This window comes from Bradyrhizobium huanghuaihaiense, assembly GCF_007830635.1.
GTDB classification, from domain to species: domain Bacteria; phylum Pseudomonadota; class Alphaproteobacteria; order Rhizobiales; family Xanthobacteraceae; genus Bradyrhizobium; species Bradyrhizobium huanghuaihaiense.
The window spans coordinates 99,030-115,349 of the sequence record NZ_VLLA01000013.1 but is presented as its reverse complement, the minus strand read 5'-3'; the positions used below and the strand labels follow the sequence as shown (position 1 = coordinate 115,349).

The 16,320-nt window shown below is 65.2% G+C and carries 17 protein-coding genes; 5 read left to right on the top strand and 12 right to left on the bottom strand.

Annotation, left to right across the window (positions count from 1 at the left end; all coding sequences use genetic code 11):
* Positions 1-147: 147 nt before the first annotated feature.
* Complete coding sequence (locus IQ16_RS24945) at positions 148-978, bottom strand: enoyl-CoA hydratase (RefSeq protein WP_018643360.1); 831 nt, start codon at positions 976-978, stop codon at positions 148-150.
* A gap of 118 nt (positions 979-1,096) precedes the next feature.
* A complete protein-coding gene (locus IQ16_RS24940) occupies positions 1,097-1,798 on the bottom strand; it encodes an SDR family NAD(P)-dependent oxidoreductase (protein ID WP_018643359.1) in 702 nt (233 codons plus the stop codon).
* A 39-nt stretch (positions 1,799-1,837) separates the two neighbouring features.
* Between IQ16_RS24940 and IQ16_RS24935 the strand changes: the two genes are divergently transcribed.
* The 3 genes from IQ16_RS24935 to IQ16_RS24925 are packed head-to-tail and all read left to right on the top strand — an operon-like array spanning position 1,838 to position 4,960.
* Positions 1,838-2,020, top strand: a complete 183-nt coding sequence (locus IQ16_RS24935; protein WP_018643358.1) for a hypothetical protein — start codon at positions 1,838-1,840, stop codon at positions 2,018-2,020.
* 22 nt (positions 2,021-2,042) lie between these two features.
* Positions 2,043-3,827: an acyl-CoA dehydrogenase family protein gene (locus IQ16_RS24930; protein ID WP_018643357.1), complete on the top strand. Its 1,785-nt coding sequence runs from the start codon at positions 2,043-2,045 to the stop codon at positions 3,825-3,827.
* 44 nt (positions 3,828-3,871) lie between these two features.
* Positions 3,872-4,960, top strand: coding sequence for a Zn-dependent alcohol dehydrogenase (locus IQ16_RS24925; protein WP_018643356.1), 1,089 nt, complete (start codon positions 3,872-3,874; stop codon positions 4,958-4,960).
* A 169-nt stretch (positions 4,961-5,129) separates the two neighbouring features.
* Here the strand turns inward: IQ16_RS24925 and IQ16_RS24920 are convergent, their stop codons facing one another.
* The 8 genes from IQ16_RS24920 to IQ16_RS24875 form a co-directional block, all read right to left on the bottom strand.
* The gene (locus IQ16_RS24920) at positions 5,130-5,483 is read right to left on the bottom strand and encodes a nuclear transport factor 2 family protein (RefSeq protein WP_018643355.1); all 354 of its coding nucleotides are present in this window, start codon (positions 5,481-5,483) and stop codon (positions 5,130-5,132) included.
* Between the two features lie 165 nt (positions 5,484-5,648).
* Positions 5,649-7,121: an amidase gene (locus IQ16_RS24915; protein WP_018643354.1), complete on the bottom strand. Its 1,473-nt coding sequence runs from the start codon at positions 7,119-7,121 to the stop codon at positions 5,649-5,651.
* 240 nt (positions 7,122-7,361) lie between these two features.
* Complete coding sequence (gene mbfA, locus IQ16_RS24905) at positions 7,362-8,333, bottom strand: iron exporter MbfA (RefSeq protein WP_018643352.1); 972 nt, start codon at positions 8,331-8,333, stop codon at positions 7,362-7,364.
* 67 nt (positions 8,334-8,400) lie between these two features.
* A complete protein-coding gene (locus IQ16_RS24900; RefSeq protein ID WP_145831807.1) occupies positions 8,401-9,549 on the bottom strand; it encodes an alpha/beta hydrolase in 1,149 nt (382 codons plus the stop codon).
* Between the two features lie 212 nt (positions 9,550-9,761).
* Complete coding sequence (locus tag IQ16_RS24890) at positions 9,762-10,631, bottom strand: MBL fold metallo-hydrolase (protein ID WP_018643350.1); 870 nt, start codon at positions 10,629-10,631, stop codon at positions 9,762-9,764.
* A 14-nt stretch (positions 10,632-10,645) separates the two neighbouring features.
* Complete coding sequence (locus IQ16_RS24885) at positions 10,646-11,257, bottom strand: glutathione S-transferase family protein (RefSeq protein ID WP_018643349.1); 612 nt, start codon at positions 11,255-11,257, stop codon at positions 10,646-10,648.
* 137 nt (positions 11,258-11,394) lie between these two features.
* Positions 11,395-12,237, bottom strand: a complete 843-nt coding sequence (locus IQ16_RS24880) for a fumarylacetoacetate hydrolase family protein (RefSeq protein ID WP_018643348.1) — start codon at positions 12,235-12,237, stop codon at positions 11,395-11,397.
* 242 nt (positions 12,238-12,479) lie between these two features.
* A complete protein-coding gene (locus IQ16_RS24875; protein WP_026312052.1) occupies positions 12,480-13,328 on the bottom strand; it encodes an MBL fold metallo-hydrolase in 849 nt (282 codons plus the stop codon).
* A gap of 132 nt (positions 13,329-13,460) precedes the next feature.
* Between IQ16_RS24875 and IQ16_RS24870 the strand changes: the two genes are divergently transcribed.
* The gene (locus IQ16_RS24870) at positions 13,461-13,937 is read left to right on the top strand and encodes a DUF3775 domain-containing protein (protein WP_026312051.1); all 477 of its coding nucleotides are present in this window, start codon (positions 13,461-13,463) and stop codon (positions 13,935-13,937) included.
* 51 nt (positions 13,938-13,988) lie between these two features.
* Here the strand turns inward: IQ16_RS24870 and IQ16_RS24865 are convergent, their stop codons facing one another.
* Both IQ16_RS24865 and IQ16_RS24860 read right to left on the bottom strand, forming a co-directional pair.
* On the bottom strand, positions 13,989-14,771 hold the full coding sequence (locus IQ16_RS24865) for an SDR family oxidoreductase (RefSeq protein ID WP_018643346.1): 783 nt from the start codon (positions 14,769-14,771) through the stop codon (positions 13,989-13,991).
* A gap of 126 nt (positions 14,772-14,897) precedes the next feature.
* Positions 14,898-15,410, bottom strand: a complete 513-nt coding sequence (locus IQ16_RS24860; RefSeq protein ID WP_018643345.1) for a CvpA family protein — start codon at positions 15,408-15,410, stop codon at positions 14,898-14,900.
* Between the two features lie 120 nt (positions 15,411-15,530).
* On the opposite strand from IQ16_RS24860, the gene IQ16_RS24855 reads away from it, so the two are divergent.
* Positions 15,531-16,292 carry an SDR family NAD(P)-dependent oxidoreductase gene (locus IQ16_RS24855; RefSeq protein WP_018643344.1) on the top strand — a complete coding sequence of 254 codons (762 nt, stop codon included), beginning with the start codon at positions 15,531-15,533 and terminating at the stop codon, positions 16,290-16,292.
* Positions 16,293-16,320 lie beyond the last annotated feature (28 nt).

Sequence of the window (16,320 nt, the reverse complement as noted above, 5' to 3'; positions counted from 1 at the left end):
CATGGGACGCAACGCGTCCCATGGGGAGCCTCGAAGGATGAACGGCCTCGCTGTCCATTGGCATCCGATTCCCCGCGGCCGCAGCCGGGCCGTCGCCCTTCGAGGGCCGCTGAAGAAGCGGCCGCCTCAGGGTGACGGGTAAAAATCCTATTTCCCCGGGAACACCGCCTTGCGCTTCTCGATGAACGCCTGCACCGCTTCCTTGTGGTCGGCGGTGGTGGTGAGGCGGATCAGGCGTTCGGCTTCATGGTCGCGGGCGGTCTCGAAGTCGAACAGCAGGGCCTCGTCGAGATTGTCCTTCATGTAGCGCAGCGCGAGGCGAGGGCCTTCGGCGAGCGATTTGGCCAGCGCGAACGCCTCAGTCTGCAATTTGTCGTCGGGCACGACGCGGTTGACGAGGCCGATCGCTTCGGCGCGCGCGGCGTCGACGCGGTCGCCGGTGAACATCAATTCGCGTGCCCGCGCGGTGCCGACGAGGCGGGTGAGCAGCCAGGCGATGCCGTAATCGCCGCTGAGCGCGATGCGGGCATAGCCGGTGGCGACGAAGGCCGATTGCGCGGCGATGCGGATGTCGCAGGCCATGGCGATGGCAAGCCCGGCGCCGACCGCGGGGCCGGGCAGCGCGGCGATGGTCGGCTTGCGCACCGACACCAGCGCGCCGGTCAGCAGCCGCTGCCGCTCCTGCAGATCGGCGATGCGGTCGTCCAGCGACATCTCCAGCTTTTTGGGGTCGCGATGCGCGCCCATGCCCTTGACGTTGCCGCCGGCGCAGAAGGCTTCGCCCGCACCAGTGAGCAAGAGCGCGCCGACGCTCGAATCCTCGGCGCAGGTCCGGATCATGGTGCGCAGCGCCGGCGTCAGCGCGTCCGACAGCGAATTGCGTGCCTCCGGCCGGTTCAGCGTGATGACCGCGACGCGGTCACGGATGACGCAGAGGAGCTCGCTGGTGCCGGTGTCGATGGTGGTTTCCGTGGTCATGTCGCCTCCCTCTCTTTCGTCATTGCGAGCGAAGCGAAGCAATCCAGTCTGCTTCCGCGGAGACATTTCTGAATTGCTTCGCTTCGCTCGCAATGACGGTTGTTGCTACGTTATCGTCTCAAAACTTCTCCACCCAGGGCCGCAGCTCCAGCTCCCAGCTCCAGGCGCTGCGCGGCTGCTGCAACACGTTCCAATAGCTCTGCGCGATCGCATCCGGATCGAGCATCGAATCCGGCTTGTCGGTCGGCTCGGTGCGCGCTGCACTCCTGATGCCGCCGTCGATGACGAAATGCGCGACATGGATGCCTTGCGGCGAGAGTTCACGCGCCAGGCTCTGCGCGAGCCCGCGCAGCGCGAACTTGCCCATCGCGAAGGAGGCGGACTGCGCATAGCCCTTGACGCTGGCCGAGGCCCCGGTGAACAGGATCGCGCCGTGCTGGTTCGGTAGCATGCGTTTGGCCGCCTGCTGCGCCACCAGGAAGCCGCCATAGGCGCTGACCGCGATCGCCTGCGCGACGTCGGCCGAAACGAGATCGACGAACGGCCCGCGGGTGCGGCCGCTGGCATTGTAGACGACGAGATCGGGCGTGCCGATCTCGCGCTCGACCAGGCCGAACAGCCGCTCGACCTCATCAGGCTCGGCGGCGTTGCAGGCATAGGCTTTCGCGCCGGTCTCGCTGCAGAGCGCGCCGAGCTTTTCGACCTTGCGCGCGGCGAGTGCGACACGGATGCCTTGGGCGGACAGCAGCCGGGCCAGCGAGGCGCTCAGGCCTTCGCCGGCACCAACGATGAGCGCGATCTTGTATTTCGGATGTTCCATGGCGTGATCTCTCAGGACGGGGGAGCCGCTGATCTATGCATGGGCCGCGCGGACAACCAGCCAAGAACCGACGGCCAGTCGATCACAATTCCGCAGAGCGAATTGCTCCATCACGGCGATCATGCCTCCCTGACAATTTGCGGCTTTATCGCGCTTCCTGGCTGGAGCATGATCGACATCATTCAAAGCGGCAAGCGCGAAAACAGCGCAAAATGTCCGTAAGGCGGAAACGAAGAGGACGATCATGCACAAGCCGGTCCCAGCACAGCCGAAACATGTCGCGGCCGAGCCATCCGGCCTGCTGGCACCCGACACCACGGGCATGAATTTCTACCGTGCCGATCCGGCGCTGACGGACCTGCTTCGCATCCATCTGCCGGATAATCTGTTCCGCCACATCGAGCCGCATCTCGACCGCCTCGGCGAGCTCGCCGGCGGCCGGCTCGACGAGTGCGCGCGGCTTGCGGACCGGCACACGCCGGTGCTGCATCAGCGCGACAAGTTCGGCCGCGACGTGCAGTCGATCGAATACCACCCGGCCTATCGCGAGCTGGAGAACGCCGCGTTCGGCCAGTTTGGCATTCACGCGCTCTCGATCCGCAAGGGCATCATGGGTTGGCCGGACAAATATCCCGTCGTCGCCAAGCACGCTTTCACCTTTCTGTTCAACCAGACCGAATTCGGCATGGGCTGCCCGATCAACGTCACTGACGGCTGCGCGAAACTGCTGGCGAATTTCGGCAGCGAGGCGCTGAAGGCAAAATATCTGGACGGACTGACCTCGACCGACATGAGCAAGCTGACGCAAGGCGGCCAGTTCATGACCGAGAAGGAGGGCGGCTCCGACGTCGGCACGCTGACCACGCGCGCGGTGCAGGAGGGCGACCACTGGCGCCTCACTGGCGAAAAATGGTTCTGCTCGAATGCCGATGCGAAAGTCGTGATGCTGCTGGCGCGCCCCGAAGGCGCCGGACCCGGCACGCGTGGCGTCGGCCTGTTCCTGATGCCGCGCTTCCTCGATGACGGCTCGCAGAATCACTACCGGATCGTGCGCCTGAAGGACAAGCTCGGCACGCGGTCGATGGCTTCGGGCGAGATCAAGCTCGAAGGCGCCATTGCCTATGCGGTCGGCAAGCTCGATCGCGGCTTCGTGCAGATGGCCGAGATGGTGAACTCCTCGCGGCTCTCCAATGGCGTCAAGTCGACCGCGCTGATGCGCCGTGCCTATCATGATGCGATGACCGTGGCGAAGAACCGCGTCGTGTTCGGTCAGCGCATCATCGACTTGCCGCTCGGGCGGCGGCAGATGCTGAAGATCATGCTGCCGGTCGAGCAGGCGCTGTCGATGAGCTTTCTCACCGCCGACGCGCTCGACCGTGCCGAGGCCGGCAGCCAGGATGCGGCGGCGCTGCTGCGCATCCTGACCCCGACGCTGAAATTCCGCGCCACGCGCGATGCGCGAAAGGTCTGCGGCGATGCGCTCGAGATGCGCGGCGGCATCGGCTATATCGAGGAATTCGCTACCCCACGGCTCTTGCGCGATGCGCATCTCGGCTCGGTCTGGGAAGGCACCGGCAACATCGTCGCGATCGATGCGCTCCGGCGTGCGGTTGGCCGCCATGGCGCGGAATCCGCGCTCGCCGCCGATCTGCATGCCCGGCTCGACGACAGCGCCTCCGTGCCGCCGGCCTGGCGCGACAATCTGCGCGGCCTCGTCGATCGCGCGGTCGGCTTTGCGCGCGAGGTCGCGGGCAAGTCGGAGAACGAAGCCGATGCGCGCCGCGCTACCAGCCTGCTCTATCATGTCGCAAGCGCGGTCGCGCTCGCCTGGGAAGCGCATCGCATCCACGAGATGCGCGGTGATGCGCGCCGGCTGCTGCTGTCGCGCCTGGTGATTGACCATCGCGTGTCGCCAAGTGATCCGTTCCGGCTGACGGAAAATGCCGCGCAGGCCAAGATCGCCGCGCTGCTGTTCGGTGATAGCCCAGCCGGCATGAGCGAGGTTGGCGAACTGGTTCTGGCGGCGTAGGCTGCGCGCCGCGATCAAACAAGAAACGCGATAGGGAGTGTTCGATGAAGGCCGCCGTCCTCTATGAAGTCAACCAGCCGCTGGTCATCGAGGATGTCAGCCTGCCGAAGCCCGGCCCGCGCGAGGTCCTGATCCGCACCGCGGTGGCCGGCCTCTGCCACTCCGACCTGCACTTCATGGAAGGCCTCTATCCGCATCCGCTGCCGGCGGTGCTCGGGCATGAGTCTGCCGGCGTGGTCGAACAGGTCGGCTCCGACGTCACTTACGTCAAGCCGGGCGATCACGTCGTCACGTGTCTCTCGGTGTTCTGCGGCACGTGCGACAATTGCACCACCGGCCGCACCGTGCTCTGCACCGATGCGACGGTGAAGATGCTGCCGGGCGTCTCCAACCGCATGCAGTGGTCTCGCTCCGAGAAGCTGCACCAGTTCCTCAATCTCTCCTCCTTTGCCGAGCAGATGCTGGTGCACGAGAACGCCATCGTGAAGATCCGCAAGGATATGCCGCTCGATCTCGCCGCGCTGATCGGCTGCGGCGTCATCACCGGCTATGGTGCGGTCGTAAACACGGCAAAGGTGACGGCCGGCGAGACCGTGGCGGTGATCGGCTGCGGCGGCGTCGGCATGGCCGCGATCAACGGCGCGCAGATCGCGGGCGCCGGCCGCATCATCGCCATCGACACCAATCCGGCAAAGCTCCAGCTCGCGACCAAGCTGGGCGCCACCGACATCATCAATCCCGCCGACGGCGACGTCGTGAAGCAGGTCCGCGACCTCACCAATGGCGGCGTGCACCACGCCTTCGAGGTGCTCGGCCGCAAGGAGACCGCGGAGCAAGCGTTCGGCATGCTCGCCGCCGGCGGCACCGCCACCATCGTCGGCATGATCCCGTTCGGCCAGAAGATCGAGCTGCACGGCTTCGACTTCCTACGCGAGCGCAGGATCCAGGGTTCCTCGATGGGCTCGAACCATTTCCGCGTCGACATGCCGCGCCTCGTCGATTTCTACCTGCGCGGCCGGCTGCACCTCGAGGACTGGATCTCGGCGAAGCTGAAATTGTCTGAGATCAACGAGGGCTTTGCCAACATGAAAGCCGGCAAGACGCTGCGCAGCGTGATCGTGTTCGATAGTTGATCGCTGGCGTTCACCAGCGCAGCTACAAAACAGGTGTCATCGCCCGCGAAGGCGGGCGATCCAGTACTCCGCGGCGTTCGTTCGTTTGCACAATTGCCGCCGCGGAGTACTGGATGCCCCGGTCAAGCCGGGGCATGACAGTGGAGGGTGTGGAGGCAATGGGCTCACCTCACCGCGACACGTGCGCCGACACGGCCAGCCACGTTCCGTTCTTCTTCGCCCAGCAATCGGTATACCGGCCCGTCGCCTGCTGGCCGTCGGCCGTGGTGTAGCTGGTCGCCGCGTGGATGATGGCGAAGTCGCCCATGATGCGGATGATGACGTCATACGCATGCAGGTTGCGGATCGCGATCGGCCGCGCCGTCTGCTCCAGGAAGGCGGCGCGATCGACCAGCGTCTTGTCGGGATTGGAGCAGTAGAACTCAGGCGCCAGGATCTCGTCGAAGCGCCTGACGTCGCAGTTCTGAACGGAGGCGACGTAGTCGCGATTGAGCGCGGTGAGCTGTTCGAGATCCTGGCTCATGGTGCTTCCTCCTCTCTCTGTCATTCCGGGACACGCGGAGCGCGAACCCGCTTGCGAGAAGACCGTAGCCCGGATGGAGCGAAGCGCAATCCGGGAGTGTCTTTCCGCGGATCGGCTCCCGGATTTCGCTTCGCTCCATCCGGGCTACAGAAATCCTCGAAAGCATCAATCGTCAAACATCTTCGGCGGCACGAATCCGCCGAACTCCCTCTCGATCAGCTCGGCGAGCTTCAGCGGCGTGCGATCTTCCAGCCACGGGCCGACGATCTGCCCGCCGAGCGGCAGGCCGTCTTTCGACAGCCCGAGCGGGACGGCCGTCGCAGGCAGGCCCGGAAGCGTCGCGATGCCCGGCCAGGCGAGCTGGTCGGAATAGGGGTAGTCCGTGCCGTCGATGCTGATGCGTCGCAGGTCCTGTTCCGGCAAATGATCATGCGGAAAGGCCGGCGTCGGCATGATCGGGCAGATCACCGCGTCGAAGCTGTTGAACAGCGCGCGCCATTGCGCGCGCAGGCCGGCGCGGCGACCGGCGTCGAGCACCCAGGCGCGGTGGCTTGCAATCGTGCCGCGCAGCCGCTCGGCGCCGAGGCTCCGGTCCTCCGGCGACAATTGGCTCGCTTGTGCCCGCGAATCCGCGAGCTCCTCCGGCAGGAAGAACGCGCCGAGGAAGCCCAGCAGCATGCGCATGTAAAGTCGCGAGGTCTCCGCGAAATCCGGCAGCAGCGCGCTCTCGCGTGCGACCGTGACGCCGGCCTTCGCAAGATCGGTTGCGAGCTTGTCGATCGCGCCGCGGACGTCCCGGTCGGCCGGCAGCAGCGGATGGCTGTCGATCACCAGGACACGAAAATCCCGCAGCGACTGATGTCGCGCAACAGGCAAATCGAGCTTGTAGGCGACACCGGCTTCCAGCGGATCCGGTCCGGCCATGACGTCGAGCAGCAAGGCCAGATCCGCAGCGCTGCGTGCCATCGGGCCGATGACCGCGAGGTCGCCTTCGCGCGGAAGGGCTGGAAATGGCGGCGGGGTCTCACCGCGCGCCGGGCAGAGATTGATGGTCGGCTTGTGAGCGAAGATGCCGCAATGAAATGCCGGCACGCGCAGGGAGCCGCCGATGTCGGAGCCGGTGGCGAGCGCGCAATAACCTGCGGCAAGGGCGGCCGACGATCCGCCGGACGATCCACCCGGGGTGCGGCCGAGATCGTAGGGGTTGTTCGTGGTGCCGTAGATGTCGTTGTAGCTTTGCCAGTCGGAGAGGCCGACCGGCACGTTGGTCTTGCCGAGGATCACGCCACCGGCCTCTTTGATGCGGGCCACCGGCAGCGCGTCTTCCACGGGCCTGAAATCCTTCTGCGGCACGAAGCCCCAGGTCGTCGGCAGGCCGGCGATGTTGAAGGATTCCTTGATCATCACGGGCAGGCCGAGCAGCGGTTTGCGCTCGCCGCGGGCCAATGCGACGTCCGCCTCGCGCGCGACGCCGAGCGCGCGATCGAAATCCTGGACGCAGATCGCGTTGATCTTGCCGTCGTGACGCTCGATGCGGCCGATCGCATCCTGCGTGAGCTCGACCGCGGAGACCTTCTTCGCGTTCAATGCGGCCGACAGCTCGACCGCGCTCTTGAAACTCCATTCCGATCTGGCCACGGCGTGTCTCCCGCTCCGGTTGTTGGAGGATGATGCGCAGTTTGGCCGAACGCCGCAACCGGTGTTTGATGGCGATTGATGTGTGGGCGGGACGGAACGGATGGAGTCAAGAACTCGCTGTCATCGCCCGGCTTGACCGGGCGATCCAGTACGCCGCGGCGGGAGTTGTGTGAACGAACTGCTGCCGCAGCGTACTGGATGCCCCGGTCAAGCCGGGGCATGACAGCGAGTGTGTGGCCGCTACGCTGCCCCGATCAATATCCCCACAGCCAGCACGATGGCGCCGCCGAGAACGATCTGGAACACGGCCTGGAGGAATGGCGTGTCCATGTAGCGCGAGCGGATGAAGGCGATCGCCCATAATTCGAAGAACACGACGACGCAGGCGATCGCGGTTGCGATCCAGAAAGCGTTCGGCCATGTGTCGGGCACCAGATAAGGCGCGGTGTGGCCGAGCCCGCCGAGCGTCGTCATCGCGCCGCAGGTGACGCCGCGCAGCCAGGGCGAGCCGCGCCCCGTCAGCGAGCCGTCGTCGGACAGCGCTTCCGCAAAGCCCATGCTGATGCCGGCGCCGATCGAGGCGGCGAGGCCGACGAGAAATGTCTGCCAGTTCTGATGCGTGGCGAAGGCGGCCGCGAACAGCGGCGCCAGCGTCGAGACCGAGCCGTCCATCAGGCCGGCGAGGCCCGGCTGCACATATTGCAGCACGAACATGCGCCTGCGCGTGCGGTCTTCCTCGGCGCGGACGTCGGGCTTCAGGATCTCGCCGGTCAGTTTCGCGGCGGTGTGCTCGTGGTTCTTCTCGGCCTCGGCGAGGTCGCCGAGCAGCCGGCGCACGTTGACGTCATCCGCCTGCTCGGCGGCCTTGGCGTAGAAGCGCTCGGCCTGGAGCTCCATGGTCTCGACCTCCTTGCGGATGGTGTCGAGTGGCAGGTTCTTGGTCAGCCAGATCGGGCGGCGGCGCAGGAAGCCCCTGACGTCATCGCGGCGGATCGGCGGCAGATGCTGGCCGAAGCGCTGCTCGTACATCTCCAGCAGCATGTGGCGATGGCCGCGTTCCTCCTCGGCCATCTGCTCGAACAGCTTGGCCGAGTCCGGATAGCGCTCCTTCAGATCCTCGGCGAAGGTCATGTAGATGCGGCTGTCCTCCTCCTCGGAGGAGATCGCGACCGCCAGCACCTCGCGCTCGGTCAGATCGGCAAAATTCTTCACGACGGCCCTGTTTCGATAGTTTAGAACTATTCTAAACTATATACGGCGCCGCGGTTTCCGGGTCAAATCAGACCGTGCCGGCCTTTGCGAGGAAGTCGAGCAGCAACCGGCTCACCTCGGCCGGCTGCTCCTGCTGCACCCAATGGCCGGCGCCGTCGACGAGATGGCAGCCGAGCATCTTCGTGCAGCCGCGCCCCTGCATCGCCTCGAACACGCCGGGGCGCTGATGGGTGCCCCAGTCCTGCTTGCCGGAGATGAAGCAGGAGGGCACGTCGATGCTGCGTCCTGCGAACAGCTGCATCTCGCTGTTGAGCATGCCCGACGTGCCGTAGCGATACCATTGCAAGCTCCCCTGGAATCCGGTGCGGCTGTATTCGGCGCTGTAATAGGCGAGGTCGCTGTCCGGCAGCCATTGGTTCGCGGCGATCGCGGCGGGCGAGGGCATCTCCTTCGCGACCGTCTCGGCCATGGTCTCGCCGGCGTCCATCACGTAATAGGTCGGCAGTTTTGCGAGTTCGTCTGCCGACCACGCCTTGAGCGGATACGGTTTGTTGTCGGTCCAGTCCGCGCTCTTGTGATGATAATAAGCGCGCAGGAAATCATGCACGCCCTGTGGCGCGTGCTGCATCTCCGCGTTGGCCGGACGTGTCGCGTAGTACCATTGATAGTGTTTGCGCGGGCGCGGCAGCGCGGCGAGCTCGCGATGAACGGGATCTTCCACGGCAGCCTTTGCGGGACCATCGACCGTATCGAACGGCAATGTCGGCGCTCCGCCGAACGGCGCGCTCATCAGCGTCACCGAGCGAAACACGTCGGGCCGGATCAGCGCGCACCACGCCGCGACCGGGCTGCCGAAATCGTGCCCGGCGAGATCGACCTGCCTGTAGCCGAACGCCGACACCAGAGCGAGCGCGTCGCGCACCAGGTTCGGAAGCGAGAACGGCGTGAGATCCCCGTCATAGTCCGCGGTCCATCCCGTGGTGCGGCCATAGCCGCGCTGGTCCGGCGCGATCACGTGATAGCCGGCCTCCGCCAGCGCCGGCATCACCTTGCGCCAGGAGAAGGCCAGCTCGGGAAAGCCGTGCAGCAGCAGGATGCACGGACGGCCCTTGGTCTCGAACCCGGCTTCGAGCACATGCATGCGCAAGCCGTTGATGCCGTCGACATGACGCGAGCGGATGCCGGCGGGGAGGGGAATGTCGGGGAGATCGGCCATCGTTTCCTCCGTCGTGGGGTCTCTTACCCTCCCCTGGAGGGGGAGGGTCGATCGCGCGAAGCGCGAGCGGGGTGGGGTGATCTCTCCACGCGGGCAGTATTCAACGAGGAAAGACCGTCACCCCACCTCGGTTCGCATTCCGCTTCGCTGCATGCGAACCGATCCTCCCCCTCCAGGGGAGGATGGGAGTTCGCCGCGCGACCTCGGCTAAATCACACCGCCGCACACACGAACGCGTTGCCCTTGCGCTTGATCTTCCCCACCGACGGCGAGGGGAAATGCGCGGTGCAGCACAGCGTGTCGGTGTCGCAATAACGCTCCAGGAAGCTGCGGCGCGTCGTGGCCGCCTTCGCGGGGTCGACGTCGAACTTGATCGACAGCTCCGGATAGAGCGTCTGCAACGGCGAATGCATGAGATCGCCCGAAAACACCGCGTCGTCCTTGCCGCGGCCCATCGTGATCGCGATGTGGCCCGGCGTGTGACCGGGCGTCGGCAGGATGCGGACGTGATCGCCGATCTGATGATCGTTGCCGACGAGCTCGTGCCTGTTAGCCTCGACCACCGGCAGCACGCTGTCGGCGAAGGGCGGGATCTCCGTCTTCGCATTCTCGGCGGACCAGTGGTCGTATTCCTGCCTGGCGAAGACGTAGCGCGCCTTGGGGAAGGTCGGCACCCAGCGGCCATTCTCCAGCCGCGTGTTCCAGCCGACGTGATCGACATGCAGATGCGTGCACATCACGAAGTCGATGTCGTCGACCGCAAACCCGGCGGCCTTGAGCCCGCTCAGGTACGTGTCGTCGGTCTTCATGTTCCATTTCGGCCGATTGGGGCGCGGCTTGTCGTTGCCGATGCAGCTGTCGATCAAAATGGTGTGGTGCGGCGTCTTCACCACATAGGACTGGAAGCACAACATCAGCACATCGTTGTCGTCGAGCGCCTTGGCCTGCCGCATCCACGCCCGGTTCTCGGCCAGCACCTCCGCCGTCAGTCCCGGCAGCATTTCCAGCGCCGGGACGAACGAGGTTTCCTGCTCGATGACGCGATGGATGGTGAGATCGCCGACCGAGAACTTGAGGCTCATGAGAACTCCCGCTGTTACGCCGCCGGCGGCACCGAGATCTTCACAGAGGGCCGCTCCAGCATTTTTTGGTGGAAGGCGTCGAGCTTCGGATAGGCCTTGCGCCAGCCGCAATCGGCGAAGCGGAAGTCGGCATAGCCGAGCACGCAAACGAGGCCGATCTGCGAGATGTCGAACGGACCGTTCAGCACGTCGGGCATGTTCTCGAAGCGCGCCATGCCGGTCCAGGCCCGGTTCCAGTGGTCGTCGGACCAGGCCTGCCATTGCAGGCCCTGCGGCCGCACCATCTTCTCGTAGCGGCACAGCAGCATGGAATCGAGCATGCCGTTGATCAGGGAGTGATTGGTCTTGGCCTTCCAGCGCTGCGGGCCGTAATCCGGGATCAGGCTGCCGCCGGCCATCTCGTTGAGATATTCGACGATGACGTAGGAATCCAAAATGACGTCGCCGTCATTGGTGATCAGCACCGGCAGCTTCTTCAGCGGCGTGATCTTCGAATAGTCCTCGTTGGCCGTGCCCGGCGCGACGGTTGCGGGCGTCAGCTCGATCTTGTCGATCAGCCCGAGCTCGATCGCGGCGATGCGCACCTTGCGGGCGAAGGGCGAGGCGGGGGAGAAGGTGAGCTTCATGGAACGATCCTGATGAACATCCGGCGGTTGTTTTCGTCATTGCGAGCGGAGCGAAGCAATCCAGACTGTCTCCGCAGAAAGAACCTGGATTGCTTCGTCGCAAGAGCTCCTCGCAATGACGGGGAGAGGGCGGAGGCTTACGCCGCGATGATCTCCTGGCGCTGCTCGCCGAGGCCCTCGATGCCGAGCGTCACGACGTCGCCGACATTGAGGAAGGTTGGCGGCTTCATGCCGAGGCCGACGCCGGGCGGGGTGCCGGTGGTGATGATGTCGCCCGGCAGCAGCGTCATGAACTGCGAGACGTAGGAGACGCACTTGGCCATCGAGAAGATCATGGTCTTGGTCGAGCCGGTCTGGCGGCGCTGGCCGTTGACGTCGAGCCACATCGACAAGTTCTGCACGTCCTTGATCTCGTCCTTGGTCGCGAGCCAGGGGCCGACCGGGCCGAAGGTGTCATGCGACTTGCCCTTGGTCCACTGACCCAGGCGCTCGATCTGGAAGGCGCGCTCGGAGACGTCGTTGCAGACGCAATAGCCGGCGACGTAGTTCAGCGCGTCGGCTTCCGAGACGTACTTGGCGCGGGTGCCGATGATGGCGGCGATCTCGACCTCCCAGTCGAGCTTGGTCGAGCCGCGCGGCTTCTCCACCGCGTCGTTCGGGCCGGAGAGCGAGGTGTTGGCCTTCATGAAGATGATCGGCTCGGTCGGGATCGCAGCGCCCGTTTCCTTGGCGTGGTCGCTGTAATTGAGGCCGATGGCGACGAATTTCGAGATGCCGGTGACGGGCGCGCCGAACCGCGGCTTGCCGGAGACGGCGGGCAGCGAGGCGGGGTCGAGGGCCGCCAGCTTCTTCAGGGACTCCGGCGAATAGGCCTCGCCCGTGAGGTCCTTCACATGGGCCGACAGGTCGCGCAACTGGCCGGATTTGTCGATCAGGCCGGGCTTTTCCGCACCCTTTTCGCCATAACGAACAAGCTTCATTCTCGTTTCTCCCTGGAAATGGACCGATCGGTTAAACAGCTTCATGGAACAGCGCGGCGGGAAATTCAACCGCTCAAAACGGGGCGCATTGCAGCCCTTACTTTGTAGGGTGGGTTAGCACGGGCTGCGCGCAGTCCGGGCGTAACCCACCTCTTCTCTCTCCAAGGATGCAGACGTGGTGGGTTACGCCGAGCGGTTTGCGCTTCGCGCAATCCGCGGGGCTAACCCACCCTACGATCGCGTCATTGCAGCGCCACAAACCTGAACGCGGCCCCGTCGCGCCTGATGTGCCCGGCCGAAAAATGCCCGCCGATCACCAGCGTCTCGGTGTCGGCAAAGCGGCCGAACAGCGCGGCCCGCGTCACCGCCGACTGCGCCTGGTCGGAATCGGCGGTCGAGGACCAGTCGAGATGCGCCATCTGGCAGGGATGATGGGCGACGTCACCGGTGAGCAGGCCCTGCTCGCCGTCAGATTTGATCAGGATGCTCATATGGCCGGGACTGTGGCCCGGGGTCGGGATCATGCTGATCTCGTCGCACAGCTGATGATCGCTCGGGATCAGATCGGCCCGATCCGCGTCGACGATCGGCTGCACGGAATCGCCAAACACGGCGGCCTTGTCCGGCTCGATGGAATGGTCGCGCCAGTGCTCGTATTCGGTGCGGCCGAAGACGTAACGCGCCTTCGGGAAGGTCGGCACCCATTTGCCGTCGACCAGCTTCGTGTTCCAGCCGACGTGATCGACATGAAGATGTGTGCAGAGCACGGTGTCGATACTCTCGGGCGGAAAGCCCGCCGCGATCATCGTCTCCAGGAACGGCGTGGTGCGGTTGTTCCAGGTCGGGACGCCGCGGCCTTGCTTGTCGTTGCCAAGGCCGGTGTCGACCACGATGCGGCGCGTCGGTGTCTCCACCACCAGCGAGTGGATCGACATTTTCAGCCGGCCTTCTTCGGTGGCGAAATGCGGGATCAGCCAGGGCAGCTTCCGGATCTCATCATTGGTCGCTAGCGGCAGGATGAAGCGGGTCGAGCCGACCGTCTCCAATTCCACCACCTTGGTGATTTTGACCCTGCCCACTTTCCACTGCATCGGGCGCCTTCCCACGTTCTTGTTTTGGTGCCGAAACATGCGGTTTTCCGCCGTCAAGCGCAATGGATCATCTGGTGCGATGCGGCGTTATCGCGGGAACCCCAAGAGAAAGCGACGACAAAAGAGGCTGCCATGCCAGAGCTTGCAATCTCCGCCGAGAAAGTCGCCTTCATCATCGAGAAGGCGCGCGAATTCGACGTCAAGGAAGGGGATGTCGATCCCGATTCGGGGTCGAATCCGAGCGATGACGACGCGGTCGACGTGCTCGGGGATGACGGCTCCGATCCGGTCGCCAGCGAGCTCGGCGGCTTCATCGTTGCCCTGAACGAGGACGAGCAGGTCGACCTCGTCGCGCTGACCTGGCTCGGTCGTGGCGACGGCACGATCGATGACTGGGATGACTTACGTGCCCGCGCCGTGGAGGCGCGGTCCGAGTATCGCAAGCCCCGGCACGAAACGGTGCAGTACCTGCTCGGCGAGCCGATGCTGGGCGATCTGCTCGCCGATGGTCTCGATGCCTTCGGCATCGACTGGACCGACGAGCGTCTCACCGCCGATTCCTCCGATCCCAGCGAGCGGGACGAGGACGAGCCGACGAAGCAGCGGTGAATGTTGCAAAGCGCTCTCTCCCCGCAGGAGCGGGGAGAGAGCGAAGCGGCGTTACAGCGTGCCTGGGAAGGCGCCACCGTCGAGCAGAATGTTCTGCCCGGTGATGAAGCCGGCCTTGGCGCCGCAGAGGAAGGCGCAGGCATAGCCGAACTCGTCGGGCTGGCCGAAGCGGCCCGCCGGGTTGAGCTTGGCGCGCTCGGCCAGGATCTGTTCCGGCGTCGTGCCGCGCTTGTCGGCTTCGGCCTTCGCGGTGCCGGTCAGGCGGTCGGTCTCGAACGGGCCCGGCAACAGGCCGTTGATGGTGACGTTGTTGATCACCGTCTTGCGCGACAGGCCGGCGATGAAGCCGGTGAGGCCGGCACGCGCGCCGTTGGAGAGGCCGAGGATGTCGATCGGCGCCTTCACCGCGGCCGAGGTGATGTTGACGATGCGGCCGAACTTGCGCGCCATCATGCCGTCGACGGTCGCCTTGATCAGCTCGATCGGGGTCAGCATGTTGGCGTCGATCGCCTTGATCCAGTCGTCGCGGGTCCAGTTGCGGAAATCGCCGGGCGGCGGGCCGCCGGCATTGTTGATCAGGATGTCGGGATCGGGGCAGGCCTTCAGCACCGCTTCGCGCCCCGCAGGCGTCGTGATGTCGCCGACGATCTCGGTGACCGTCACGCCGGGATAGGCCTTCCGGATCTCGTCGGCCGTCTTCTTCAGCGCTTCGGCGCCCCGCGCCGTCAGCGTGACATGAACGCCGGCTTCGGCCAGCGAGATGGCGCAAGCGCGGCCGAGGCCCTTGCTGGATGCGCAGACGATGGCGCGGCGACCTTTGATCCCAAGATCCACTGTTTCACTCCCGAAAATAGCAGGCAGGTTTTGGACGGCGGCCACCTTAGCCAACTGTGACGCCGCTGATAAGAGACGGGCCCGCGTCAAAATGCATGGCGCTCGGCGCGGCGATGCAAATGCGCGCTAGATCCGCCGCTCCTGCTTGAGCCGGTCGATCACGGACGCTGCCTCCGGCGGCAGTGACTTGAAACCCATCTGGCCGACCGTGGAGAACAACGGCCGCAGATGCGAGCCGGCGAGGAATGGCGGCTGGTGGTTCGCCGGCACGATCCGGTCGAACACCAGCACCAGCGTAGTGGCGACGAGGCCGACCCTGACGGCGCCGAGCGCGGCGCCGCCGAGCCGGTCGGCGATTCCGGCCTCGCCGACCGTGTCGTCCAACACGAAGCGGCCAATATGTCCGAACAGCATGCCGACGACGACGAAGATGCCGAAGAACCAGATCCAGTTCTGCAGCAGCGGCGCGTTCGGATTGCCTGCGATCTGCGGCGCGATCAGCGGCATCAGCGCGACCGCGATCGGCGCGGCGATGAGATAAGCGAGGATGGTCATGCCGCTGCGGAGCAGACCGGTCCTGAAACCCAGGCCCACCGCGACGGCGAGCGCGGCATAGACGGCGAGATCGAAACTGTTCATGACCACAACCCTGACTAGATGGAACGAATGAACGCCGGGCCGGTCATTCCGGTTTCAGATCGTTAAAATCGTCTGTATTGATGGCTCCAAAAGAGCAGGGTTGCGCGCAAGGACATCGTCATGTCAGACCTATTCGACGTCAGTAAAGAAACCATTCTCGTCACGGGCGCGAGCCAGGGGCTGGGGCGGCAGTTTGCCCGGGTGCTGGCAGCGCATGGCGCGGCTGTCGCGCTCGCCGCGCGGCAGACGGATAAGCTGAAGAGCCTGGAAGACGAAATCCGCGGCAAGGGCGGCCGCGCCGCCGCTATCGCGCTCGACGTCACCGACACCGCCTCGATCGCGAAGGCTGTCGATGCGGCGGAAGCTGCGCTCGGCCCCGTCACGGTGCTGATCAACAATGCCGGCATCGCCATCGAGAAGCTCGCGACCGAGCAGACCGAGGCCGATTGGGATGCCGTGATCGGCGCCAATCTCAAGGGCGCCTATTTCCTTGCGACCGAAATCGCCCGCCGCATGATCGCGCGCAAGCAGGAAGGCAACATCGTCAACATCGCCTCCGTGCTCGGCACCGGCGTCTTGAAGGCGGTCTCGCCTTACGCGATCTCCAAGGCCGGCATCATCCAGGCGACCAAAGCGATGGCGCTGGAGCTTGCCGGGCAAAGCATCCGCATCAACGCGCTCGCGCCCGGCTACATCGACACCGAGATGAATCACGCCTTCTGGTCGACGCCCGCAGGCGAGCGCCTTGCCAAACGCATCCCCCAGCGCCGCGTCGGCGCCGAGTCCGATCTCGACGGCGCGATCCTGCTGCTGGCGTCGAAGGCGTCGCGGTATATGACGGGGAGCGTAGTGACGGTGGATGGCGGGTTCTTGCTGAATTGAGCAAGCTTGTATCGCTTGGAAGGCACCA

Coding starts and splice junctions, on each gene's coding strand:
- IQ16_RS24945 (WP_018643360.1), bottom strand. CDS start 978: ATGACCACGGAAACCACCATCGACACCGGCACCAGCGAGCTCCTCTGC.
- IQ16_RS24940 (WP_018643359.1), bottom strand. CDS start 1,798: ATGGAACATCCGAAATACAAGATCGCGCTCATCGTTGGTGCCGGCGAA.
- IQ16_RS24935 (WP_018643358.1), top strand. CDS start 1,838: ATGGGCCGCGCGGACAACCAGCCAAGAACCGACGGCCAGTCGATCACA.
- IQ16_RS24930 (WP_018643357.1), top strand. CDS start 2,043: ATGCACAAGCCGGTCCCAGCACAGCCGAAACATGTCGCGGCCGAGCCA.
- IQ16_RS24925 (WP_018643356.1), top strand. CDS start 3,872: ATGAAGGCCGCCGTCCTCTATGAAGTCAACCAGCCGCTGGTCATCGAG.
- IQ16_RS24920 (WP_018643355.1), bottom strand. CDS start 5,483: ATGAGCCAGGATCTCGAACAGCTCACCGCGCTCAATCGCGACTACGTC.
- IQ16_RS24900 (WP_145831807.1), bottom strand. CDS start 9,549: ATGGCCGATCTCCCCGACATTCCCCTCCCCGCCGGCATCCGCTCGCGT.
- IQ16_RS24890 (WP_018643350.1), bottom strand. CDS start 10,631: ATGAGCCTCAAGTTCTCGGTCGGCGATCTCACCATCCATCGCGTCATC.
- IQ16_RS24885 (WP_018643349.1), bottom strand. CDS start 11,257: ATGAAGCTCACCTTCTCCCCCGCCTCGCCCTTCGCCCGCAAGGTGCGC.
- IQ16_RS24880 (WP_018643348.1), bottom strand. CDS start 12,237: ATGAAGCTTGTTCGTTATGGCGAAAAGGGTGCGGAAAAGCCCGGCCTG.
- IQ16_RS24875 (WP_026312052.1), bottom strand. CDS start 13,328: ATGCAGTGGAAAGTGGGCAGGGTCAAAATCACCAAGGTGGTGGAATTG.
- IQ16_RS24870 (WP_026312051.1), top strand. CDS start 13,461: ATGCCAGAGCTTGCAATCTCCGCCGAGAAAGTCGCCTTCATCATCGAG.
- IQ16_RS24860 (WP_018643345.1), bottom strand. CDS start 15,410: ATGAACAGTTTCGATCTCGCCGTCTATGCCGCGCTCGCCGTCGCGGTG.
- IQ16_RS24855 (WP_018643344.1), top strand. CDS start 15,531: ATGTCAGACCTATTCGACGTCAGTAAAGAAACCATTCTCGTCACGGGC.